The following is a 23,319-nucleotide window of genomic DNA, read 5'->3' as shown; positions in this document are numbered from 1 at the left end:
CTTTCTCGCAAAGTTTTTACCTTCAACCGAAAGACGCGGCGCCTACTCCCAGCGGACATCGCCGAGAAAAATATAGCCGGCGCCATAAATCGTCTTGATCAGTGCCGGGTTCTTCGGGTCCTCACCCAGCTTCGTGCGCAGCCGGGATATGCGCACATCCATCGCCCTGTCGAAGCTCTCTCCCGCTGCCCCGCCCAGTGCCTCCTGCATTTGCGTGCGCGAGATCAGCCGGCGCGGCCGTTCGAGAAACAGACGTAGTACCTGGCCCTCGGCGTTCGAGAAGGAAACCTGTTCGCCCGTTTCCGAAACCAGCATGTAGCTGTCGAACAGAGCGGTCCAGCCGTCGAAGCGGGCGATCTGGCTTGTTCGTTCGGTGCTCGATCGACCCTTTCGCAGGCGTGCCCGCACGCGCGCGACGATCTCCGCCGGCTCGAAAGGCTTGATGATGTAGTCATCGGCGCCGAGTTCCAGGCCGATCACGCGATCCTGCACCTGCGCCCGCCCCGAAATGATGATGATGGCCGCACCCGAATCGATGGCCAGCCGGTGCACGAGAAGCAGGCCGTCACGATCCGGCAGCCCGAGGTCGACAAGGCAGACATCGGGAACGCAGCGTTTGAGCGCTGCTTCGAACTCTCCGGCGCGGCCGAAGGTCATGGTGCGAAAGCCGGCTTCGGAAAGCGCGTCGGACAGGATCTGCCGGATCTCCGGCTCGTCGTCGAGAATGGCGACCAGGGGTTCCGTCATCCGGCCACCCTGGTGATGAAGCTGGCCAGCGCGCGATCTTCGAAGGGTTTCGCCAAGAGCGGGAACCTTGCGTCGGCCGCCTGTCTTAAGGGTGCCGAGGACGGCAGCGAGGTCATGACCCCGACGGCAAGCGCGCGGCGTTTCTGGAGTTTCTGCGCCAGATCCAGCCCGTTGATGCTGCCCTTGAGATGCAGATCGGTCAGAAGAATATCCAGTTCCGGAACGTCGGCCAGAGCCTCCGCCTCTGCGGCGCTGGCGGCCTCGACGACGGCATGTCCCAGCCGCAGCAGCATGTCCCGCACCGTCTCCCGGATTTCCACACTATCCTCCACGAGAAGCACGAGGCGCGATGGAGCATTGGCCGGGGCCGGGCGATAGGGCAGGCGCAGCTCCACGCGCGCACCCCCGCCCGCAAGATTTTCCAGGCGCACCGTACCGCCGGAAATCGTCGCCTGATCGTAGACCATCGATAGGCCAAGCCCTGATCCCTCGCCGCCCTTGGTGGTGAAGAAGGGATCGAAGGCATGGCTGAGCGCCTTGTCCGAGAAGCCGCAGCCGGTATCGCAGACCGCTAGTTCCAGCCAGGTCTCGTGAATGCTGCGCGCATGCAGGCTAATCGTGCCCGGGACAGCGCCGATCGCATCCTTTGCGTTCAGGATCAGATTGAGAAGCGAATCCTGCAGCGCTCCGGCATCCAGAACCAGCGGGGTCTCGATCGGCTCCGATTGCAGGCGAAGCGAAATATGATCGGGAAGGGCGGGGCCGGCCAGGCGGCAGAGATCGTGCAGGAAGGTCGGCATATGAACCGGTTCCGGGCGAAGCTGCTTCTGACCGGAGATCGAGGCGATCCTGTCGGTCAGCGTGCCGCCGCGCCGCGCCGCGGCCAGTGTCGAGGTCACGAGTTCGGCCGCGCCCTCCGGCAGATCCAGCTGTTCCAGCCGTGTCTGCAGGCCGAGAATGATGGTCAGCAGATTGGCGAAATCATGAGCGAGGCCGGAGGTCAGCTGGGCAGCAAGCTCGCGCTTGCGGGTCTGCAGCACCGCCGCCCGCGCCTGGCTTTCCTCGGTGATGTCGGTGGACAGGATATAGACGCCGTTGATCGGTCCCTCGCCGATGCGGTCTGGCGTGAAGGCGGTGCGGATTCGCCGGCCGGAATCGGCATCGGTGAATTCGCAGACGGAGGCTTCGCCCGCCAGCGCCCGCGCCAGATGCGGTCTGATCTTCGCAAAGGAGCTTTCCCCGAGCGCCTCATAGCCGGTCAGGCCGATAATCTGGGAGGGCCGGCCCGGAATGACGGCCGAAAGCCGCCGATTGGTATAGGTATAGCGCAAATTTCTGTCGACGTGGGCAATATGGGCCGGCATCATTTCGGTGGTCAGGCGCGTGCGCGCCTCCATCTCCGCCAGCTGGTTCTTCGCCGCTTCCAGCGCGGTATTGGCGGCGGAAAGCGCGCGATTGGTTTCGGACAGTCTCTCCGTGTTGGACAGGAGCTGTTCCGAAAGCTCGACGGAGCGCGTGCGCAGCATCTGCTGCTGGATGCGTACTTCGGTGATGTCGGTATAGACGGTCACCCAACCACCCTGCGGCAGAGGGAAGCCCTCGACCGATACCCAGCGGCCATTCGAGCGCAGCCGTTCCATATAGTGCGGGACGAATGCCCTGGCCGCCTCGACCCGCGACCGGACGGCCTCCTCTTCGTCATCGACCGGCCCGTATTCGCCCCGCCGCACGAGCAGGCGGATCGTCTCTTCGAAGCTCACCCCCGCCGTGACATAGGCTTCCGGAAGGTCGAACATATCCTGGTAGCGGCGATTGCACACGGCCAGGTTCAAGCTGCTGTCGAAGATCGACAGCGCCTGGCTGATCAGGTTCAGCCCCGTCTTCATGAGGCCGTTATGTTCCTCCCCGGAAATCGGCATCCCTGTTCTCCCTGACGCATGGCTAGCACTGGCGACCCCGGCGGGAAAGGGCCAATCGGCGGCTGTTACAATTCGTTAGGTTTTGGACAAACTGGCGAAACGCTTGGCCGTGAAGCTCCCCGTCATGAGCGAAGGCTGGCGAGCAGACCGGCTACGCTCCTGCCCCAGGACAAGGGCACAAGGGGAGGAGTTTCATGACCGATCACGCGCCCGAACCGGGCTTGGCGTCCATTCCGGCCTTGATGGCCCGCAATGCGCGGATGCTTCCAAAGCGCGTGGCCTATCGCGAAAAGGAATTCGGCATCTGGCAGGCCTGGAGCTGGGAAGAGGCGCATGTGGAGACACGCGCCCTTGCCATGGGCCTGCTCGCGCTCGGACTGAGACAGGGGGATTTCGTGGCGGTCGTCGGGCGCAACCGCCCCTCGCTCTACTGGTCGATCATAGCGGCGCAGATGTGTGGCGCAGTCCCGGTTCCGCTCTATCAGGATGCCGTCGCGGAAGAGGCGGAATATGTCCTCGAACATTGCGCCGCGCGGTTCGTCATCTGCGGTGATCAGGAGCAGGTGGACAAGGTCATCGAGGTGCAGGAACGGGTCCAGTGCATCGAACAGGTCGTCTATGTCGACAAGCGCGGCATGCGCAAATACGATCATTCGCGGATGAATGCCCTCGCCGATGTCCTCACCGAGGGCCGCGCCGCGCATCATCGTTTCGAAGCCGAGCTGGGCAGGCGCATTGCCGCCCTGACCTATGATGATCCATGCGTGATGCTCTATACGTCCGGCACGACCGGCAAGCCCAAGGGCGTCGTCCTGTCCAACCGCAATATCATCGAGACGGCGCGCAATACCTGCAGTTTCGATCATCTCGGCCCTGACGAGGAGATCCTCGCCTATCTTCCGATGGCCTGGGTCGGAGACTTCATCTTCTCCATGGGGCAGGCCATGTGGGCCGGCTTTTGCGTCAACTGCCCCGAAAGCGCCGCCACCATGATGACGGACCTGCGCGAGATCGGCCCTACCTATTTCTTCGCGCCGCCGAGAGTGTTCGAAGGCCAGCTGACGAATGTGATGATCCGCATGGAGGATGCGGCGCCCTTCAAGAAGTGGCTCTTCCGCAAATTCATGGCCCATGCGCGCAAGGTCGGTCCGGCCCTGCTCGACGGCCAGCCGGTTTCGGTCCTCGACCGGCTGAACTACCGGCTGGGCGATCTTCTGATCTACGGCCCGCTGAAGAACACGCTCGGCTACAGCCGGATCCGTGTCGGCTATACTGCCGGTGAAGCCATCGGCCCGGATATCTTCGATTTCTACCGGGCGCTCGGCATCAATCTGAAGCAGCTTTACGGACAGACCGAAGCCAGCGTCTTCATCACGCAGCAGCCGGATGGCGAAGTGCGCTCCGATACGGTGGGCGTGCCGTCGCCGGGTGTGGAGGTCCGGATCGGCGAGACCGGCGAGGTCTTCTACCGCAGCCCCGGCACGTTCGTGGAATATTTCAAGAATCCCGACAGCACGGCCTCGACGAAGGATGCAGAGGGATGGGTGGCGACCGGCGATGCGGGGTTCTTCGACCCGAAGACCGGCCACCTGCGCATCATCGATCGGGCCAAGGATGTCGGGCGGATGGCCGGGGGCCATCTCTTTGCTCCCAAATATGTCGAGAACAAGCTGAAATTCTATCCGAACATTCTCGAAGCGGTGGTGTTCGGAGCCGATCGCGACCGATGCTGCGCCTTCATCAACATCGACCTGACGGCGGTCGGCAACTGGGCCGAGCGCAACAATATCGCCTATTCCAGCTATCAGGAATTGGCCGGGCATCGCGAAGTCTACGCGATGATCCGCAGCCATGTGGAGGAGGTGAACCGGTCGATAGCCGCAGACAGCATGCTGGCCGGCTGCCAGATCCACCGCTTCCTCATCCTGCACAAGGAGCTGGATGCCGATGACGGCGAATTGACCCGCACCCGCAAGGTCCGCCGCAACATCATTGCCGAGAAATATGACGATCTCATCCGGGCGCTCTACGATGGCTCGACCACGATCGCCACGCAGACGGACGTTACCTATGAGGATGGCCGAAAGGGTCTTCTGAAGGCGGTGCTCAAAATCGAGGATGCGGCGATCGTCATGCTGCCTGAGCGGAGGGCGGCGGCATGAACGCCCAGATCCCGCAGACCTCGCCTTTGCCCGATACGCTTGCCCAGCCTCTCGGCGGCGGGACCGTCACGGCGGACGGCCGGCCGATCGGCGACGTGCTGATGGCGTTGCGCAATATCACGCTTCGCTTCGGCGGCGTGAAGGCGATCACCGATATCAGCTTCGACATCCGTGAAGGCGAGATCCGCTCGATCATCGGGCCGAATGGCGCCGGCAAATCCTCCATGCTGAACGTCATCTCCGGCTTCTATACGCCGCAGGAGGGCGAGGTTCTCTTTTGCGGCGAGCGGCGCCCGGCCATGAATCCCTATCAGGTGGCGCGCCAGGGCATTGCCCGCACCTTCCAGAACATCGCCCTCTTCGACGGCATGAGCGTCCTCGACAACATCATGACAGGCCGGCTGACCCTGATGAAAACCGGGCTGCTGCATCAGGCCTTCTGGTGGGGCGCGGCGCAGCGGGAGGAGACCGAGCATCGGGAGAAGGTGGAGAAGATCATCGATTTCCTGGAGATCCAGGCCATTCGCAAGACCCCGGTCGGTCGATTGCCCTACGGCCTCAAGAAGCGGGTCGAGCTTGCCCGCGCGCTCGCCGCCGAACCCAGGCTTCTTCTTCTCGACGAGCCGATGGCCGGCATGAATGTCGAGGAAAAGGAGGACATGTGCCGGTTCATCCTGGACGTCAACGACGAGTTCGGAACGACGATCGCACTCATCGAGCACGACATGGGCGTCGTCATGGATCTATCCGATCGGGTGGTGGTGATGGATTACGGCAAGAAGATCGGCGACGGGACGCCTGATGAGGTCCGCAACAACCAGGCCGTCATCGATGCCTATCTCGGGGTGGCCCATGACTGAGGCGCCCACAGACGCAGAAAGGTTTGGATGATGCCCGATACCGTCTACTACGCGTTGGAAGTGATGCTGAACGGGCTGATGGCCGGTGTCATGTATGCCCTTGTCGCCTTGGGCTTCGTGCTGATCTTCAAGGCCAGCGGCATCTTCAACTATGCCCAGGGCGTGCTCGCTCTTTTTGCCGCCCTGACGCTCGTCGGGATCATGGAAGGGCAAGTGCCGTTCGCGCATCTGATCAATGCCATCTTCGGCACGAACCTGCACCATTTCGGCTTCAAGGTGCCCGCTTTGGTGGCCATTCTTCTCACAGCGGCCGTGATGACGCTGCTGGCGGTGCTGGTTGAGCGCTACGTGCTCAAGCATCTCGTCAACCAGGAGCCGATCATCCTGTTCATGGCGACAATCGGGCTCGCCTATTTCCTTGAAGGTCTGGGCGACGTGATGTGGGGATCGGATATCAAGACGCTCGATATCGGCCTGCCGAAGGGGATCGACGATACGATCGAAAGCGTCACCGGCGCGTGGTTCGGCTACGGCTTTTTCATCGACCGCCTCGATATCGTGGCAGCGATCGTCGCCGCGCTTCTGGTTCTGGCCCTCACGCTGTTCTCGCAATATTCCAAACAGGGGCGCGCGCTGCGGGCGGTCGCGGATGATCACCAGGCAGCGCTTTCGGTCGGCATATCCTTGCGCTTCATCTGGGTGCTCGTCTGGTCGATCGCCGGCATCGTGGCCCTGGTCGCCGGAATCATGTGGGGTTCGAAATCCGGCGTGCAATTCTCGCTCTCGCTGATCGCCCTGAAGGCCCTGCCGGTGCTGATGCTCGGCGGCTTCACCTCCATTCCCGGCGCCATTGTCGGCGGCCTCATCATCGGCATGGGCGAGAAGCTCTTCGAATTCTTCGTCGGTCCGCTGGTGGGCGGCGCGACCGAGAACTGGTTCGCCTATGTCCTGGCGCTCGTCTTCCTCGTCTTCCGGCCGCAGGGTCTGTTCGGCGAACGCATCATCGAAAGGGTGTGAGATCATGCTGTATCGTGAAGCCGGTGACTTCAAGACAAGCTATGTGGCCGACAGCCAGACCTTCCCCATCCGGTTCGATCGCATCCGCTACTATCTCGTGGTGGCCATTGCCTTCGGCATCGTGCCGTTCCTGATCAATGATTACTGGGCCAATGCCGTCTTCGTCCCGTTCCTGATCTATGCGATTGCGGCGATCGGCCTGAACATCCTCACCGGCTATTGCGGACAGGTCAGCCTGGGGACCGGCGGTTTCATGGCCGTGGGTGCCTATGCCTGCTATAAACTGATGACGGCTATGCCGGACGTGCCCTTCGTCATCCATGTCCTGCTCGCCGGCTTCGTCACGGCCGGGGTCGGCGTCCTGTTCGGCCTGCCGAGCCTGCGCATCAAGGGCTTCTACCTCGCCGTCGCCACACTGGCTGCGCAGTTCTTTCTCGTCTGGTTGTTCAACAAGGTTCCGTGGTTCTACAACTACTCCGCCTCGGGCCAGATCACCGCGCCGGAGCGCACCATGCTGGGCGTTGCGGTGACCGGCGCCAGCACGCCGGCCTGGGCCAAATATCTGTTCTGCCTCCTCATCCTTTTTGCCCTTGCCTGGCTGGCGCGCAACCTGACGCGCGGCTCGGTCGGCCGGCGGTGGATGGCGATCCGCGATATGGACATCGCGGCGGAGATCATCGGCGTCAATCCGCTGACCGCCAAGCTCTCGGCCTTTGCCGTGTCATCCTTTTACATCGGCATTGCCGGCGCGCTGTTCTTCTCCGTCTATCTCGGCGCCGTCGAAGTGGGCGAAGCCTTCGGCATCCAGAAGAGCTTCCTGGTTCTGTTCATGATCATCATCGGCGGTCTCGGCTCGATCTTCGGCAGTTTCGCCGGCGCCGCCTTCCTGGTTCTCCTGCCGGTGCTCTTGAAGAATATCCTTGTCGGCCAGTTCGGCTGGGCGACGGATCTCGCCGCGCATATCGAACTGATGATCGTCGGCGGCCTCATCATCATCTTCCTGATCGTCGAACCGCACGGGCTGAACCAGCTATGGCGCACGGCGAAGGAGAAACTTCGTCTCTGGCCCTTCCCGCATTGAGCGGCGGGCAATGCAGGAAATGCCGCGGCCCGACGGGTCGCGGACGGAAAATGGAAATTCATCTTTGTCTGGGAGGAAATGAGATGAAGACAATGCTTGCAGCCCTTGCGGCCGCCACGATGCTGATGACCGGCATGCCGGCCTCTGCCGATCTGATCGTGCCGAACCTGTCCTATCGCACCGGCCCCTATGCACCGGGAGGAATCCCCTATGCGGATGGCTTCAACGACTACTTTACCCTGCTCAACCAGCGCGATGGCGGCATTGGTGGTGAAAAGGTGGTGATCCGCGAATGCGAGACCGCCTATAATACCGAGAAAGGCGTGGAATGCTATGAGGCGACCAAGGGCGGCGGCGCTCTGGTCTACAACCCGCTTTCGACCGGCATCACATACCAGCTGATCCCGAAGGCAACCGCCGACGGCATACCCATGTATACGCCGGGCTACGGCCGCACATCGGCTGCCAATGGCAAGGTCTTCGAGTGGATCTTCAACTATCCGTCGAATTATTGGGACGCGGCAAGCGTTGCCATCCGCCACCTGCTCGACCAGAACAAGGGTGATCTGAAAGGCAAGAAGATCGCGCTTGTCTATCACAACTCCGCCTATGGCAAGGAGCCGATCCGGACCCTGACGGAGCTGTCGAAAAAGCATGGCTTCAACCTCGTGCAGGTTCCCGTCGATCATCCGGGTCAGGAGCAGAAGAGCCAGTGGCTGCAGATCCGTCGGGAAAAGCCGGATTATGTCGTGATGTGGGGCTGGGGCGTGATGAATGCGGTGGCCATCCAGGAAGCCGCCAATATCAACTATCCCATGGAGAATTTCATCGGTGTCTGGTGGTCGGGCTCGGAAAACGACGTCCTGCCTGCCGGCTCGGGCGCCAATGGCTACAAATCGCTCGCCATGCATGGCACCGGCATGGATTATCCAGTCTACAAGGATATCAAGACCCATGTGCTGGATGCCGGCAAGGCAAGCGGAGCCGGCGATCAGGTCGGCTCGGTACTCTACTCGCGCGGCATGTATGCGGCGCTGGTGATTTCCGAAGCCATTCGCAAGGCACAGGCGATCACCGGCAAATCCGCCATCACCGCCGCCGATCTGCGGCAGGGTTTCGAACAGCTGGAAATCACCGAGGCGCGCATGGCCGAACTGGGCCTGCCGAAATTCGGCCAGCCGTTCAAGGCCTCGTGCGCCGATCACGGAGGGCCGGGCGCCGCTCTCATCCAGCAGTGGGATGCGAGCTCGAAGAAATGGAACCTGGTGACGGATTTCATCGCCCCGGATGACGAGGTGCTGACGCCGCTGATCATGGAAGACTCGGCTGCCTACGCCAAGGAAAACAACATCGCAGCGCGCTGCCAGTGAGACAGGATCCGCTCCGGCCGATCGGCCGGGGCGGAACCGCACCTTTCCGCCGGAACGACATCCATGCTGAACGCCGAAACCAATGACCAGACGCTTCTCGAGGTCAACAATATCGAGGTGATTTACAATCACGTCATCCTGGTGCTGAAGGGGGTCAGCCTGTCGGTGCCCAGGCGCGGCATCACCGCGCTTCTCGGCGGCAACGGCGCCGGCAAGACGACCACGTTGAAGGCGATCTCCAATCTCCTGAAATCGGAGCGGGGCGAGGTCACCAAAGGGTCGATCATCTATCGCGGCAATCGCGTGCAGGATCTGTCTCCGGCGGATCTGGTGGCGCGCGGCGTCATCCAGGTGATGGAGGGTCGCCACTGCTTCGAACATTTGACGGTGGAGGAAAACCTCCTTACCGGCGCCTATACGCGTCGGGCCGGCACGGCGGAAATTCGCCGCGATCTCGATATGGTCTACACCTATTTTCCGCGGCTGAAGGAGCGGCGCAAATCGCAGGCCGGCTACACGTCAGGCGGCGAGCAGCAGATGACGGCGATCGGCCGCGCGCTGATGAGCCGGCCCGAATGCGTCCTGCTCGACGAACCCAGCATGGGGCTCGCGCCACAGCTGGTCGAGCAGATCTTCGAGATCGTCAAGGCGGTCAATGAGGGCGAGGGCGTGACCTTCCTCCTGGCCGAGCAAAACACCAATGTCGCGCTTCGATACGCCCATTACGGCTACATCCTGGAAAGCGGCCGGGTGGTGATGGACGGGCCGGCGCGCGACCTTCGCGAAAATCCGGACGTCAGGGAATTCTATCTCGGCATGTCGGACAAGGGGCGCAACAGTTTCCGCGATGTCCGCAGCTACCGGCGTCGGAAGCGGTGGCTGGCATGAGGACGGCAGACGCAAGGACAGAAATCATGACTCATTTCGATCACCTTGAAACGCGCTCCCAGGATGAACGCGAGGCCGGCCAGTTGAAACTCCTCAACGAGCTGTTTGCGCAACGCGGCGAGGCGCGGCTCGGCTCGCTTTCGGCGCTCGCTTCGCTGCCCGTCCTGCGCAAGGCCGAACTCTCAGAACGGCAAAAGGCAAAGCCGCCTTTCGGCGGGCTGCCGACAGGCGCTATCGTTCATTATTTTCAATCTCCCGGCCCGATCTACGAACCGGGCGGGGTCAGCCATGACTGGTGGCGGATGGGGCGGTTCCTGCATGCCCTGGGCGTCGGGCGGGGCGATATCGTGCACAATTGCTTCGGCTATCATCTGACGCCGGCCGGCATGATCTTTGAAAATGGGGCCCGCGCGGTGGGCGCAGCCGTGCTCCCGGCAGGAACGGGACAGACGGAACTTCAGGTGCGCGCCGCAGTGGATATCGGTACGACGGTCTATGCCGGTACGCCCGATTACCTGAAGATCCTTTTGGAAAAGGCGCAGGATATGGGAGAAACGCTTGCCATCCGCAAGGCGGCCGTCTCCGGCGGCGCGCTGTTTCCCAGCCTGCGCCAGGCCTATGCCGATCAGGGGATCGATTGCCTGCAGGTCTATGCGACCGCCGATCTCGGCAATATCGCCTATGAATCCAAGGCCATGGAAGGGCTCATCATGGATGAGGGGATCATCGTCGAAATCGTGCGGCCCGGATCCGATCATCCCGTTCCGGATGGAGAAGTGGGCGAAGTCGTGGTGACCTCGCTCAACCCGGATTATCCCCTCACGCGCTTTGCCACGGGCGATCTCTCCGCCATCCTGCCGGGGATGAGCCCCTGCGGGCGCACCAATCGGCGAATCAAGGGCTGGATGGGCCGGGCGGATCAGACGACCAAGATCAAGGGCATGTTCGTACGGCCTGAACAGGTCGCCCAGCTGGTGGCCCGTCACGATGAAATCGCCCGCGCTCGGGTCGTCGCCAGTCGCGAAGGCGAGATGGACATCATGACCGTGCAGATCGAAACCCGGGCGACCAATCCGGCGCTTTACGAGCAAAGCATTGTCGCGACGCTGAAAATGCGGGGCCAGGTGGAGCTCTTGCCGCCGGGTGCACTGCCCAATGACGGCAAGGTGATCGAGGACCGACGCAGTTACGAGTGATCGGAGGGACGCGGCATGGCTGAAACGGTCGGGCAAGACGCCCCTTGTCTCGTCCGCCGAATAAAGGATAAGTCTGTGGCCGGGAGCATAGCATGAGGATCGCGGTCTTCGTGTCAGGAGGAAGATATGCGCAATGACGTCGTGGTCGTTGGCGCCGCCCGTACGCCCATTGGCGGTTTTCAGGGTGCGCTTATGGGCAGGAAGGCCGCCGAACTGGGCGGTGTCGCCATTCAATCGGCACTTGCGCGTGCCGGGCTGGACCCCTCCGAAGTCGATGAAGTGCTGATGGGCTGCGTGCTGACCGCCGGACAGGGGCAGGCGCCGGCCCGCCAGGCGGCGCTGAGCGCCGGTCTGCCGGTCTCGACACCGGCATCGACCATCAACAAGATGTGCGGCTCCGGCATGAAGACGGTGATGATGGCCTGCGATTCAATCAGGGCCGGGGAGGCACGGACCCTGGTGGCCGGCGGCATGGAGAGCATGTCGAATGCGCCCTATCTTCTGGACAGGGCCCGCGGCGGTTATCGCATGGGGCATGGCAGGGTCGTGGACCACATGTTCCTCGACGGGCTGGAGGATGCCTATGAGAGCGGCCGTCTGATGGGCACGTTTGCCGAGGATTGCGCCGAAGCCTACCAGTTCACCCGCGAAGCGCAGGATGCCTATGCGCTGCAATCACTGTCTCGTGCGCAGGCTGCCATTTCGGAGGGCCGGTTTGGCAACGAGATCGCGCCGGTGACCGTTTCCGGAAAGGCCGGCGCCGCGACAATCGATACCGATGAGCAGCCGGGTCATGCGCGGCCGGATAAGATCCCGATGCTGAAACCCGCTTTCCGCCCGCAAGGCACGGTAACGGCGGCCAATTCATCCTCGATCAGCGATGGAGCCGCGGCCCTGGTGCTGATGAGCCTTGAGGAGGCAGAGCGCCGCGGGCTGTCGCCGCTCGCACGCATCGTGGCGCAGACCGCTTATGCCAGTGAGCCACGGCTTTTCCCGACGGCGCCGATCGGCGCGATGCAGCGCCTGTTTCAGCGGTGCGGATGGTCTGCGGACGAGGTGGATCTCTATGAGATCAACGAGGCCTTCGCCGTCGTGCCCATGGCGGCGATGCGTGAACTCGCTTTGCCGCCGGAAAAGGTGAACATCAATGGGGGCGCCTGCGCGCTCGGCCATCCGATCGGTGCCTCCGGTGCGCGAATTCTCGTCACTTTGCTGTCGGCGCTGCAGATGGCCGGCGGGCGGCGAGGCGTTGCCAGCGTCTGCATCGGCGGCGGTGAGGCGACCGCCATTGCCCTCGAGAGACTGGATTGAACCCATGGATTTTTCGCTTTCCGAAGAACAGGTCGCCATTCGCGACATGGCCGAGACCTTTGCCCGTGACGAGATCGCTCCGCAGGCCCTGGAATGGGACCAGACCCGGCATTTCCCGGTAGACGTGATCCGCAAGGCGGCGCAGCTTGGACTTGGCGGGATCATGGTCTCGGAAGATCATGGCGGGTCGGGTCTCCAGCGGGTCGATGCGGTTCTCATCTACGAGGCCCTGGCAACCGGCTGCCCTGCCATTTCCGCCTATCTGTCGATCCACAACATGGTGGCGAGCATGATCGACAAGCATGGCAGTGCGGCACAGAAGGAAAACGTCCTGCCGCGTCTCTGCACTGCGGAGATCCTCGCATCCTACTGCCTCACCGAGCCCGCCTGCGGCTCGGATGCTGCAGCCTTGACCACGCGCGCCGAACGCGATGGCGACGCCTACCTGCTGACGGGCCAGAAGATGTTTATCTCCGGCGCCGGCGAGACGGATCTCTACGTTGTCATGGCACGCACCGGCGGGCCGGGTCCGAAGGGTATTTCGGCATTCATTGTCGAAAAGGGCGCACAGGGCCTGAGTTTCGGGGCCAATGAAAAGAAGATGGGCTGGAACGCCCAGCCCACCCGCACAGTGTTGCTGGACAGGGTGCGGGTTGGCAAAGACGCCATGCTCGGACCGGAGGGAACAGGGTTCAAACTCGCCATGGAAGCGCTGGATGGCGGACGCACCTCGATTGCCGCCTGCTCCCTCGGCGGCGCGCAGTCGGCACTTTCAAAGGCCATCGCCTATGTTTCTGAGCGCAAGGCTTTCGGCCAGAGGCTCAACGAGTTTCAGGCCCTGCAATTCCAGATCGCAGAAATGGCGACGGCGCTGGAAGTGTCGCGCACCTTCCTGTGGCGGGCCGCGGCGGCGCTCGACGCCCGCCAGCCGGATGCCACAATGCTGTGCGCCATGGCCAAGAAGCATGTGACCGACGATGCCTGGGAGGTTGCGAACCGTTCCCTGCAATTGCACGGTGGCTATGGTTACCTGGCGGATTACGGCGTGGAGAAGATCGTGCGTGACCTGCGGGTTCACCAGATCCTGGAAGGCACGAACGAAATCATGCGTCTGATCATTGCGCGCGCGGTTCTGGCGGATGCGTGAGCAGGACGCGGCAAAGGAGAAATCGATGACCTATGAAACCATCCTCACCGAACGGCGGGACAAGGTTCTGCTGATCCGGCTCAATCGGCCGGAGGCTCTCAATGCCCTGAACTCGAAGGTGACGGAGGAATTGATCGCGGTAACGGCCGATGCCGACGCCGATCCCGGCATCGGTTGCCTCGTCTTGACCGGGTCGGAAAAGGCCTTTGCCGCCGGCGCCGATATCAAGGAGATGCAGGCGCTCACCTTCCAGGATGTAGCGGTGGCCGATCGTTTCGCGGAATGGTCGCTGTTCACCGGCCGCCGCAAGCCGATCATCGCCGCCGTTTCCGGTTTCGCCCTCGGTGGCGGCTGCGAACTGGCCATGATGTGCGATTTCATCCTGGCGGCCGACAGTGCAAAATTCGGCCAGCCGGAAATCAAGCTCGGCACCATTCCCGGCATGGGCGGTTCGCAGCGACTGACGCGCTTCGTCGGCAAGTCCAAGGCCATGGATATGGTGCTGACCGGCCGAATGATGGATGCGGCCGAGGCCGAGCGCTGCGGTCTGGTGAGCCGCGTCTTTCCTTCCGCAGATCTGGTGGAGGAGGCGGTCAAGATTGCCGCTGTCGTCGCTGGAATGTCGCAACCGGCAGCGGCCATGGCCAAGGATGCGGTGAACCGCGCGTTCGAGACGACGCTTGCTGAAGGTCTGCTGTTTGAGCGGCGCCTGTTCCAGTCGACCTTTGCTCTGGATGATCGGGCCGAAGGCATGGCGGCCTTTGTCGAGCGGCGCGCCGCCAATTTCAAGAACAGGTGAGCCATGGACATTGCGGGCAAGACCTTCCTTGTCACAGGCGCGGCATCGGGCCTCGGGGCGGCGACGGCGGGCATGTTGATTTCCGCGGGCGCGCGCGTCGTGCTTGCCGACCGCGATGCCCGGGCGGGCGAGGCGGCAGCGGCGGCGCTTGGCGCCTCGGCGCGGTTCGTCCAAACCGACGTGACGCTGGAGGCGGAGGCGCAGGCCGCGGTCAGGCTGGCGGAAAGCGAATTCGGCGGACTGCAGGGTCTGGTGAATTGTGCCGGCATTGCACCGGGTGAGAAAGTGTTGGGCCGGGAGGCTCCGCACCGGCTGGAAAGCTTTGCTCGCGCCGTCCAGATCAATCTGATCGGGACCTTCAACATGGGCCGGCTGGCCGCGGAAGCGATGGCCCGCTCGCAGGCGGATGCAGGCGGCGAACGCGGTGTGATCGTCAACACTGCGTCGATTGCTGCCTTCGACGGCCAGATCGGACAGGCGGCCTATGCCGCATCCAAGGCGGGCGTCGTCGGCCTGACATTGCCGATGGCGCGCGAACTTGCCCGCCACGGCATTCGCGTGATGACCATCGCGCCGGGCATATTCAAGACGCCGATGATGGCCGGGATGCCGCAAGATGTGCAGGATACGCTCGGCGCATCCGTGCCCTTTCCCTCGCGCCTCGGTGAACCCGCCGAATATGCGGCGCTGGTCCGGCACATCATCGAAAATGCCATGCTGAATGGAGAGGTCATCCGACTGGATGGCGCCCTCCGCATGGCCCCCAAATGAAGCTAAGCGAGGCGATCCGAGGCCAAGTGAGGCCCGTGAGGCCAGTGAGGAGGATTTCATGTTCCATGCCACGATGCGCTTCGACCTTGGAGAGGATGTCGCAGCGCTGCGGGAGACCGTCCACGACTGGGCGCAGGAGAGGCTGAAGCCGATTGCCGCCGAGGTTGATCGCTCGAACAGTTTTCCCAATGCCCTGTGGAGGGAAATGGGCGAACTTGGCCTCCTGGGCATTACGGTGGACGAAGCCTATGGCGGCGCAGGCATGGGCTATCTCGCCCATACCGTTGCCGTGGAAGAAATTGCCCGCGCATCCGCCTCCATCAGCCTCTCCTACGGCGCGCATTCCAACCTCTGTGTCAACCAGATCAAGCTGAACGGTTCGGAGGAGCAGCGCCGGAAATATCTTCCCGGCCTGGTTTCGGGCGACCATGTCGGTGCCTTGGCCATGTCGGAGCCCGGCGCGGGCTCGGACGTCGTCTCGATGAAGCTCAGGGCCACGAAGCGCAACGGATATTATGTCCTGAAAGGCAATAAGTACTGGATCACCAATGGTCCGGATGCCGACACGCTGGTGGTTTATGCCAAGACCGATCCGGATGCGGGCTCCAAGGGCATCACTGCCTTCATCGTCGAAAAGGGGATGAAAGGCTTTTCCACCAGCCCCCATTTCGACAAGCTCGGAATGCGCGGTTCCAATACTGCCGAACTGATATTCGACGAGGTGGAAGTGCCTTTCGACAACGTGCTGGGCGAAGAGGGCAGGGGCGTTCGGGTGCTGATGTCCGGCCTCGACTTCGAACGGGTGGTCTTGTCGGGCATCGGGCTTGGCATCATGGCTGCCTGCCTGGACGAGGTCATGCCCTATGTCTCGACACGCGAGCAGTTCGGGCAGCCGGTCGGCAACTTCCAGCTGATGCAGGGCAAGATCGCGGACATGTATGTCGCACTCAACACGGCACGGGCCTATGTGTATGAAGTGGCCAAGAGCTGCGATCGCGGCGAGGTGACGCGCCAGGATGCCGCCGGCGCCGTCCTTTACGCCAGCGAGCAGGCCATGGTCCAGGCACACCAGGCCGTGCAGGCGCTCGGTGGCGCGGGCTTTCTGAGCGACAGTGTCGTCAGCCGGTTGTTCCGCGATGCCAAACTGATGGAAATCGGCGCGGGCACGTCCGAAATCCGCCGTATGCTCATCGGCCGGGAGCTGATGTCCTCAATGGCCTGAATACCTCGCCACTCGTCCCGCGTATAACGGCTGGAGGCGCCGATGAAACTGAAATCCGACTTTATATCCGCATCAGAGGCCGCGCGCAGCAATCGCGCCCAGCATCTGTCCCTTCTCGAAACCGTGCGCGCTGCAGCCGAAGCTGCCGCCGAAGGGGGCGGCGAAGAGGCAAGGGCGCGGCATGTCGCACGCGGAAAAATGCTGCCGCGGGACCGGGTTGCCAACCTTCTCGATGCCGGCTCGGCCTTTCTCGAGATCGGCGCGACTGCCGCGCATGACATGTATGACAATGCCGCGCCGGGTGCCGGCATGATTGCCGGCATCGGCCGCGTCGAGGGCCAGGACGTCATGATCCTTGCTAATGACGCCACCGTCAAAGGCGGAACCTATTATCCGATGACGGTCAAAAAGCATTTGCGGGCGCAGGAGATCGCGCAGGCCTGTCATCTGCCGTGCATCTATCTCGTGGATAGCGGCGGCGCCAATCTTCCCAACCAGGATGAAGTCTTTCCGGATCGGGACCATTTCGGCCGCATTTTTTACAATCAGGCTCAGATGAGCGCGATGGGCATTGCCCAGATCGCCGTCGTGATGGGATCCTGCACCGCAGGCGGCGCCTATGTGCCCGCCATGTCCGACGTGTCGATCATCGTGCGCGATCAAGGGACGATTTTCCTGGCCGGCCCGCCTCTGGTGAAGGCCGCGACGGGCGAGGTTGTCAGCGCGGAGGATCTCGGCGGCGGAGACGTGCATACGCGCCTGTCCGGCGTTGCGGACTATCTGGCCGAGGATGACGGGCATGCTTTGGCGCTTGCCAGGCGGGCCGTCTTCAATCTGAACCGCCAGCCTCGCGCCGGAATCCAATGGCAGGCCCCGGAAGACCCCGCCTACGATCCGGAGGAGCTCCTGAGCGTCGTGCCGGCCGATCTGCGCACCCCCTATGATATTCGCGAAGTGATCGCGCGCGTCGTTGACGGCAGCCGCTTTGATGAGTTCAAGGCCCGTTTCGGAGAAACCCTCGTCACGGGCTTTGCCCATATCAGGGGCTGCCCCGTCGGGATCGTCGCCAATAATGGCGTCCTGTTCTCCGAAAGCGCCCAGAAGGGCGCGCATTTCGTCGAACTCTGCTCGCAACGTGGCATACCGCTCGTCTTCCTGCAGAATATCACCGGCTTCATGGTTGGTCGGAAATATGAGAATGAGGGCATTGCACGACATGGCGCGAAAATGGTGACCGCCGTTGCGACGACAGCCGTGCCGAAGATCACGATGCTGGTCGGCGGCTCATTCGGGGCCGGCAATTACGGCATGGCCGGGCGGGCATTCTCGCCGCGCTTCCTGTGGTCCTGGCCCAATTCCCGCATTTCGGTGATGGGCGGAGAACAGGCGGCCGACGTGCTCGCCACCGTACGCCGCGAGGGCATCGAGCGCAAAGGCGGTTCCTGGAGTGTGGAGGAGGAGGCGGAGTTCAAGCGGCCGACCCTGCAGATGTTCGAGCGTCAGAGCCACCCGCTCTACGCCTCGGCGCGGCTGTGGGACGACGGCATCGTCGATCCGCGCAAGACCCGAGACGTTCTTGCCCTTTCGCTTCGCGCAAGTCTGAACGCGCCGATCGGGGAAACCCGTTTCGGCCTCTTCCGCATGTGAGCGGGATTGGAGAACCTGACGATGTTTCGCAAGATCCTGATCGCCAATCGCGGTGAAATCGCCTGCCGCATCATCAAGACGGCGAAGGCGATAGGCGTCTCGACTGTCGCCGTTCATTCCGATGTCGATGCAAAGGCCCGCCATGTCGCGCTGGCAGATGAGGCCGTGGCGCTTGGCGGCGCCGCCCCCAAGGACAGCTATCTGCGCGGCGATTTGATCATCGCGGCGGCCCTGCAGACCGGCGCCGAGGCCATTCATCCGGGCTATGGCTTCCTGTCGGAGAATCCGGATTTCGTCGATGACGTTGTAAAAGCCGGTCTCGTCTTCATCGGGCCCTCGGCCAAAGCCATTCGCGCCATGGGTCTCAAGGATGCTGCCAAAGCCTTGATGGAACAGGCCGGCGTGCCGGTGGTGCCCGGCTATCACGGGGATCAACAGGATGGCGGTTTCCTGGCTGGCCAGGCGGAGGCGATCGGCTACCCGGTGCTGATCAAGGCTGTCGCCGGGGGCGGCGGCAAGGGCATGCGGCGGGTCGATGATAAGGCCGATTTTGCGGAGGCGCTGCGATCGGCCAAATCCGAGGCGGCCAATGCCTTCGGCAAAGACGCTGTTTTGATCGAGAAATACGTGGCCGCACCCCGCCATATCGAGGTGCAGATCTTCGGCGATGGCGAAGACGCGGTGCATCTGTTCGAGCGGGATTGCTCGCTGCAGCGCCGCCACCAGAAGGTGATCGAGGAAGCACCCGCGCCGGGAATGACAGCCGCAATGCGCGAAGCCATGGGCTCGGCGGCCGTCCGGGCGGCAAAAGCCATCGGCTATTCGGGGGCCGGAACGATCGAATTCATCGTCGACGGCTCCGAGGGCCTTCATCCGGACCGCTTCTGGTTCATGGAGATGAATACAAGGCTGCAGGTCGAACATCCGGTCACCGAAGCCGTGACCGGGCTTGATCTGGTGGAATGGCAGTTGCGGGTGGCAAGCGGCGAGCGGCTGCCCTTGCGGCAGGAGGAGATCCGGCTTTCCGGCCACGCCTTTGAGGCGCGGCTCTATGCCGAAGATGTCGCGGCCGGGTTCCTGCCTGCGACGGGCCGGCTGCTGCATCTTGCCTTTCCCGACCATTGCCGTGCCGATACCGGCGTTCGCAGCGGTGACGAGATTTCCCCCTGGTATGATCCGATGATCGCCAAGATCATCACCCATGGTGAGACGCGCGCGATCGCCTTGGCGAGGCTCGGCCGGGCGCTGGACGAGACGGAGGTTGCCGGAACCGTCACCAATCTTTCCTTTCTGGGGGCGCTGGCGCGTCATGCGGGATTTGCCCGCGGCGAGGTCGATACGGGCCTGATTGCCCGTGATCTTGCGGATCTCACAAGAGGGTCGGACCATACCCGCCGCGAAACTGTCCTGGCCGCGGCCGCTGCCTTGCATGCCGCCGGCATAAGCGAGGCGCCAACCGCCGGATTTGCCCTCTGGTCGCCTCGGAGCCGGCAAGTCCGGCTGGACAGGCAAAATGGGGTCATCGATGCGGTGATCACGGTCGAGGGTCCGGACGCGGCGCGCGTCGACATTGCCGGCGAGGTGTTTTGGGCGCGGCGCCAGGGGGCCGGCTGGCGCCTTGAGGGGGAAGCGCCGCTGCGGATCGTGGAGGCAGGGGGAATTCACGTCTTCGGCGCTGGCACGACGGCAAGTTTCACGCGGCATGACGCGCTGAACCGCAATGCTGCCGCGGGTCCCGGCGATGACATGACGCTTGCGCCCATGCCAGGCCTGGTGCGCGCCATCTTCGTTTCCGAGGGCACGGAGGTGGCTGCCAATCAGCCTCTATGTCTGCTGGAGGCCATGAAGATGGAGCACACGCTGAAAGCCGCGCGCGCCGGCCGGGTGGCTGCCGTTTTCGTGTCGGAAGGCCAGCAGATAGCCGCAGGAGATCCGCTGGTTCAGCTGGAAGCGGAGAGCATGGCCGATGCGTGAGTTTGTCGAACTCTACGAAGTCGGCCCGCGTGACGGGCTGCAAAACGAAAGCCGCTTCGTCGCGACGGAAGAGAAGCTGGCCCTGATCCGCCAACTGGCAGCATGCGGCTTTAGCCGGATCGAGGCGACCAGTTTCGTCAGCCCGAAATGGGTGCCGCAAATGGCGGATGCGGCTGAGGTCATGGCGGGTGTCCCGCGCCGGTCAGGCCTGTCCTATTGCGTGTTGACCCCGAATCTTAAAGGCTACGAGGCTGCGAAGGCGGCCGGGGCCGACGAGGTCGCGATCTTCGTCTCTGCGACCGAGGGCTTCAGCCGGGCCAATCTCAATGCATCGATCGCCGAAAGCCTCGATCGCGTAGCGCCCGTGGCGCAGGCGGCCCTTACGGATGGGTTGCGGCTGCGCGGCTATGTCTCCGTCGTCACGGATTGCCCCTTCGAAGGCAAAGTTGCGCCGGCTCAGGTGGCGAAAGTCGCGAGGGAGCTTCTGGCGCTCGGCTGCCACGAGATTTCGCTCGGCGAAACACTTGGCCGCGGCACGCCCGACGCCGTCTTTGCCATGCTGTCGGCGGTCCTTGAGCAGGTCCCCGCCCGCCGGCTCGCAGGTCATTTTCACGATACCGGCGGATTGGCGCTGGCCAATATCGATGTGGCTCTCAAAGCCGGCCTGCGCGTGTTCGATGCGTCTGTCGGCGGGCTAGGCGGTTGCCCCTATGCGCCAGGCGCTGCCGGCAATGTGGCGACGGAGCTTGTCGCCCGGCATCTGCTGCGCAGCGGTTTTGACACCGGACTGGATCTTGATGCCCTGGATAAGGTCGCGGCCTTTGCCCGCACACTGAGGAGCCCGGCATGACAGAGACGATCACGAGCGACATCGATGCGCGCGGCATCGTACAGCTCCGGCTGAACCGGCCGGCCAAGCGCAACAGCTTGTCGTCCCAGATGATTGCCGAGTTGACCGCTTTCGCGGCTGCGGCGCAGGATCGCCGGGATTTTCGGGCGATCGTGCTCGCCGGCGAGGGGGATGTGTTCTGCGCGGGCGGTGACCTGGACTGGATGCGTCAGCAGATGGCGGCAGATCGCCAGACGCGGATGACTGAGGCGCGCAAACTGGCCGAGATGCTCGGTGCCTTGAACAGCCTGCCGCAGCCGCTGATCGGCGCGGTGCATGGCAGCGCCTTTGGCGGCGGTGTCGGCATTGCCTGTATTTGCGACGTGGTTCTCGCAGCGCCCGAGACCTTGTTCGGCCTGACGGAGACGCGGCTCGGGCTGATCCCCGCCACGATCGGGCCCTATGTGCTGGCCCGAATGGGCGAAGGACACGCACGGCGTGTCTTTATGTCGGCCAAGCGCTTTTCTGCAGGGGTGGCGATGGAACTTGGCATTGTTTCCCGCCTTGTCGACCGGGATGCACTTCTGGGAGAGGCGATGCGCGAAGCAGAGGCCTATCTATCCACGGCACCAGGGGCTGTCGCCGCGGCCAAGAACCTCCTGCGCACGCTGTCCCGCTCCGTCGATCCTCAACGGATCGAAGACAGTATTGCAGCCTTGGCGGACACCTGGGAGCAGGACGAAGCGCGCGAGGGGATCGCAGCCTTCTTCGAGAAACGAAAGCCGGCATGGGACAGGGCAGACTAAGCAGGTTCCGGAAAAGTGTCCCACGGTTTTCCGACCAGAACCTGCGTCGAAACATCAAACTAAGCGGACGAAGCATTGGGAGGCCAATGCAAATCTGGTTAGGATCTGCCGAAAGGAGCCGGACAAAGGCCTAACAGCATAGAGTGGACACGGAGTGCGATGGCGATGCCGCGCCACCATATCGAGAAGCGCTTGAGCGGGAGACAGAGATTGTGAGCCAGGAAGACCAGACGCATCAGGATATTTCAGTCCGCAGGCAGGGCCGCGTCGGCCATATCACGCTGACCCGCGCAAAGGTCTTGAATGCCGTCAACCGGCCGGTTGTCGACGCGATGACGGCGGCGCTGACGAGATGGGCGGATGATCCAGATATTGCTCTGGTCATGGTGGATGCCGATAGCGAAAAGGCCTTCTCGGCGGGCGGTGATCTCACGTCCATGTATCACTACGGCAAGAGTGGCGACTTCACCTCCGGCAATCTGTTCTGGCGCGACGAATATCGTCTCAATGCCTTGATCGCCCGGTTTCCCAAACCCTATGTCGCCGTCATGGATGGTATCGTCATGGGTGGGGGCGTCGGCATATCGGCCCATGGATCGCATCGCGTGGTCACGGAACATTCAGTCGTCGCCATGCCCGAATGCGCGATCGGGCTGATCCCGGATGTGGGTGGAAGCTATCTCTTGCGCCGCGCGCCTGGCAGGCTCGGCGAATATTTTGGCCTGACCGGAGCCAGGATGGATGGCGCCACCGCCATCCATGCCGGCTTCGCCGATTTCTATGTCCGGCGCGAGTCTTTGCCCGCGCTGAAGCAGAGCCTGCTGGATAGCGGCGACATCAGCCAGATTGAAAGCTTTGCTTCGGAGCCGCCGGAGAGTGAGGTGGCAAGGCTTGAGAGCAATATTTCGCGCGTCTTCGATGCCGAAAGCGTGACGGGGATCCTCGACCGGCTCGCCACAGAACCCGGCGAATGGGCGCAAAAGGCGCTCGCGTCGATGACGGCCGCATCGCCGATCTCCCTTCTGGCAACGCTTTCGACCATACGCCGTGCCGATGATTTGAACACGGCCCTGCGCAACGAATACCGTTTCGTGTCGCGCGTGCTGGAGCATGGGGACTTCGTCGAAGGCATTCGGGCGATCATCATCGACAAGGATCGCTCGCCGCGCTGGCGTTATCCGGAGATCGGCGCCGTGCCGCCAGCGCTTCTGGCGCAGATGGCCAGTGAGGCCGAGGGCGGCGATCCCTCGTTTGCCGTTACGTCAGATCCTGTCCGTCCTTCCCATGGTGGATGAGGATCACGGCCGCCTTGCCAATTGGGCCGGCGCGGCGATAGACTTCCTGTGATGGTTCTCGTCGGCTTGCGCCGACGAGTCGAAGCAAGGTCGCTTCGAAGGGAACATGGTGGGATGCCCGCGCGGCACGATTCCATGGCTGCCCCCGCAACTGTAAGCGGCGAATGACGTCCAGACACCACTGGTTCTTTTGAATTGGGAAGGTGGACGAAGTGATGAACCGCAAGCCAGGAGACCTGCCATCAGCACTGGGCGCACGCGCTCGAACTTTTACACAT

19 protein-coding genes and 1 riboswitch are annotated in these 23,319 nt (G+C 62.9%); of the genes, 17 read left to right on the top strand and 2 right to left on the bottom strand.

Features of this window, described 5'->3' with window-relative positions; all coding sequences use genetic code 11:
* Positions 1-42: 42 nt before the first annotated feature.
* Both QTJ18_RS04730 and QTJ18_RS04725 read right to left on the bottom strand, forming a co-directional pair.
* Positions 43-747 (bottom strand): response regulator transcription factor, encoded by a 705-nt coding sequence (locus QTJ18_RS04730; protein ID WP_252753160.1) that lies wholly within the window; start codon positions 745-747, stop codon positions 43-45.
* Positions 744-2,666 (bottom strand): hybrid sensor histidine kinase/response regulator, encoded by a 1,923-nt coding sequence (locus tag QTJ18_RS04725; protein ID WP_252753161.1) that lies wholly within the window; start codon positions 2,664-2,666, stop codon positions 744-746. Before QTJ18_RS04725 ends, QTJ18_RS04730 begins: the two co-directional genes overlap by 4 nt.
* Positions 2,667-2,860: 194 nt before the next feature.
* Here QTJ18_RS04725 and QTJ18_RS04720 point away from each other — a divergent pair, with 194 nt between their 5' ends.
* From QTJ18_RS04720 to QTJ18_RS04640, 17 genes are all read left to right on the top strand, one after another.
* Positions 2,861-4,828 (top strand): AMP-binding protein, encoded by a 1,968-nt coding sequence (locus tag QTJ18_RS04720; protein ID WP_252753162.1) that lies wholly within the window; start codon positions 2,861-2,863, stop codon positions 4,826-4,828.
* Positions 4,825-5,688: an ABC transporter ATP-binding protein gene (locus QTJ18_RS04715; protein WP_489672076.1), complete on the top strand. Its 864-nt coding sequence runs from the start codon at positions 4,825-4,827 to the stop codon at positions 5,686-5,688. Before QTJ18_RS04720 ends, QTJ18_RS04715 begins: the two co-directional genes overlap by 4 nt.
* Before the next feature lie 30 nt (positions 5,689-5,718).
* A complete protein-coding gene (locus QTJ18_RS04710) occupies positions 5,719-6,705 on the top strand; it encodes a branched-chain amino acid ABC transporter permease (protein ID WP_301557770.1) in 987 nt (328 codons plus the stop codon).
* Between the two features lie 4 nt (positions 6,706-6,709).
* Positions 6,710-7,786, top strand: coding sequence for a branched-chain amino acid ABC transporter permease (locus QTJ18_RS04705; RefSeq protein WP_252753164.1), 1,077 nt, complete (start codon positions 6,710-6,712; stop codon positions 7,784-7,786).
* Positions 7,787-7,869: 83 nt separating this feature from the next.
* Positions 7,870-9,156, top strand: a complete 1,287-nt coding sequence (locus tag QTJ18_RS04700; protein ID WP_252753165.1) for an ABC transporter substrate-binding protein — start codon at positions 7,870-7,872, stop codon at positions 9,154-9,156.
* 63 nt (positions 9,157-9,219) lie between these two features.
* The gene (locus tag QTJ18_RS04695; protein ID WP_252753166.1) at positions 9,220-10,044 is read left to right on the top strand and encodes an ABC transporter ATP-binding protein; all 825 of its coding nucleotides are present in this window, start codon (positions 9,220-9,222) and stop codon (positions 10,042-10,044) included.
* 26 nt (positions 10,045-10,070) lie between these two features.
* Positions 10,071-11,240, top strand: a complete 1,170-nt coding sequence (locus QTJ18_RS04690; RefSeq protein ID WP_252753167.1) for a phenylacetate--CoA ligase family protein — start codon at positions 10,071-10,073, stop codon at positions 11,238-11,240.
* Positions 11,241-11,366: 126 nt separating this feature from the next.
* Positions 11,367-12,551 carry an acetyl-CoA C-acyltransferase gene (locus QTJ18_RS04685; protein ID WP_252753168.1) on the top strand — a complete coding sequence of 395 codons (1,185 nt, stop codon included), beginning with the start codon at positions 11,367-11,369 and terminating at the stop codon, positions 12,549-12,551.
* A gap of 4 nt (positions 12,552-12,555) precedes the next feature.
* Positions 12,556-13,698 carry an acyl-CoA dehydrogenase family protein gene (locus QTJ18_RS04680; RefSeq protein ID WP_252753169.1) on the top strand — a complete coding sequence of 381 codons (1,143 nt, stop codon included), beginning with the start codon at positions 12,556-12,558 and terminating at the stop codon, positions 13,696-13,698.
* Positions 13,699-13,723: 25 nt separating this feature from the next.
* Positions 13,724-14,497 carry an enoyl-CoA hydratase gene (locus QTJ18_RS04675; RefSeq protein ID WP_252753170.1) on the top strand — a complete coding sequence of 258 codons (774 nt, stop codon included), beginning with the start codon at positions 13,724-13,726 and terminating at the stop codon, positions 14,495-14,497.
* A gap of 3 nt (positions 14,498-14,500) precedes the next feature.
* Positions 14,501-15,268: a 3-hydroxyacyl-CoA dehydrogenase gene (locus QTJ18_RS04670; RefSeq protein WP_252753171.1), complete on the top strand. Its 768-nt coding sequence runs from the start codon at positions 14,501-14,503 to the stop codon at positions 15,266-15,268.
* A gap of 58 nt (positions 15,269-15,326) precedes the next feature.
* A complete protein-coding gene (locus QTJ18_RS04665) occupies positions 15,327-16,490 on the top strand; it encodes an isovaleryl-CoA dehydrogenase (protein WP_252753172.1) in 1,164 nt (387 codons plus the stop codon).
* A 42-nt stretch (positions 16,491-16,532) separates the two neighbouring features.
* Complete coding sequence (locus QTJ18_RS04660) at positions 16,533-18,137, top strand: carboxyl transferase domain-containing protein (protein ID WP_252753173.1); 1,605 nt, start codon at positions 16,533-16,535, stop codon at positions 18,135-18,137.
* A gap of 21 nt (positions 18,138-18,158) precedes the next feature.
* A complete protein-coding gene (locus QTJ18_RS04655; RefSeq protein ID WP_252753174.1) occupies positions 18,159-20,111 on the top strand; it encodes an ATP-binding protein in 1,953 nt (650 codons plus the stop codon).
* Complete coding sequence (locus QTJ18_RS04650; protein ID WP_252753175.1) at positions 20,104-20,961, top strand: hydroxymethylglutaryl-CoA lyase; 858 nt, start codon at positions 20,104-20,106, stop codon at positions 20,959-20,961. Before QTJ18_RS04655 ends, QTJ18_RS04650 begins: the two co-directional genes overlap by 8 nt.
* On the top strand, positions 20,958-21,746 hold the full coding sequence (locus QTJ18_RS04645; RefSeq protein WP_252753176.1) for a crotonase/enoyl-CoA hydratase family protein: 789 nt from the start codon (positions 20,958-20,960) through the stop codon (positions 21,744-21,746). The genes QTJ18_RS04650 and QTJ18_RS04645 overlap by 4 nt, the downstream gene beginning before the upstream one ends.
* Positions 21,747-21,958: 212 nt before the next feature.
* Positions 21,959-23,041, top strand: a complete 1,083-nt coding sequence (locus tag QTJ18_RS04640; RefSeq protein WP_252753177.1) for an enoyl-CoA hydratase/isomerase family protein — start codon at positions 21,959-21,961, stop codon at positions 23,039-23,041.
* A 35-nt stretch (positions 23,042-23,076) separates the two neighbouring features.
* Positions 23,077-23,299: riboswitch (cobalamin riboswitch) on the top strand.
* Positions 23,300-23,319: the final 20 nt, after the last annotated feature.

Source organism: Rhizobium sp. SSA_523 (assembly GCF_030435705.1).
Classification (GTDB): Bacteria; Pseudomonadota; Alphaproteobacteria; order Rhizobiales; family Rhizobiaceae; genus Neorhizobium.
Note: the sequence above shows the minus strand (reverse complement) of the source record. Positions and strands in the feature narration are given on the sequence as shown.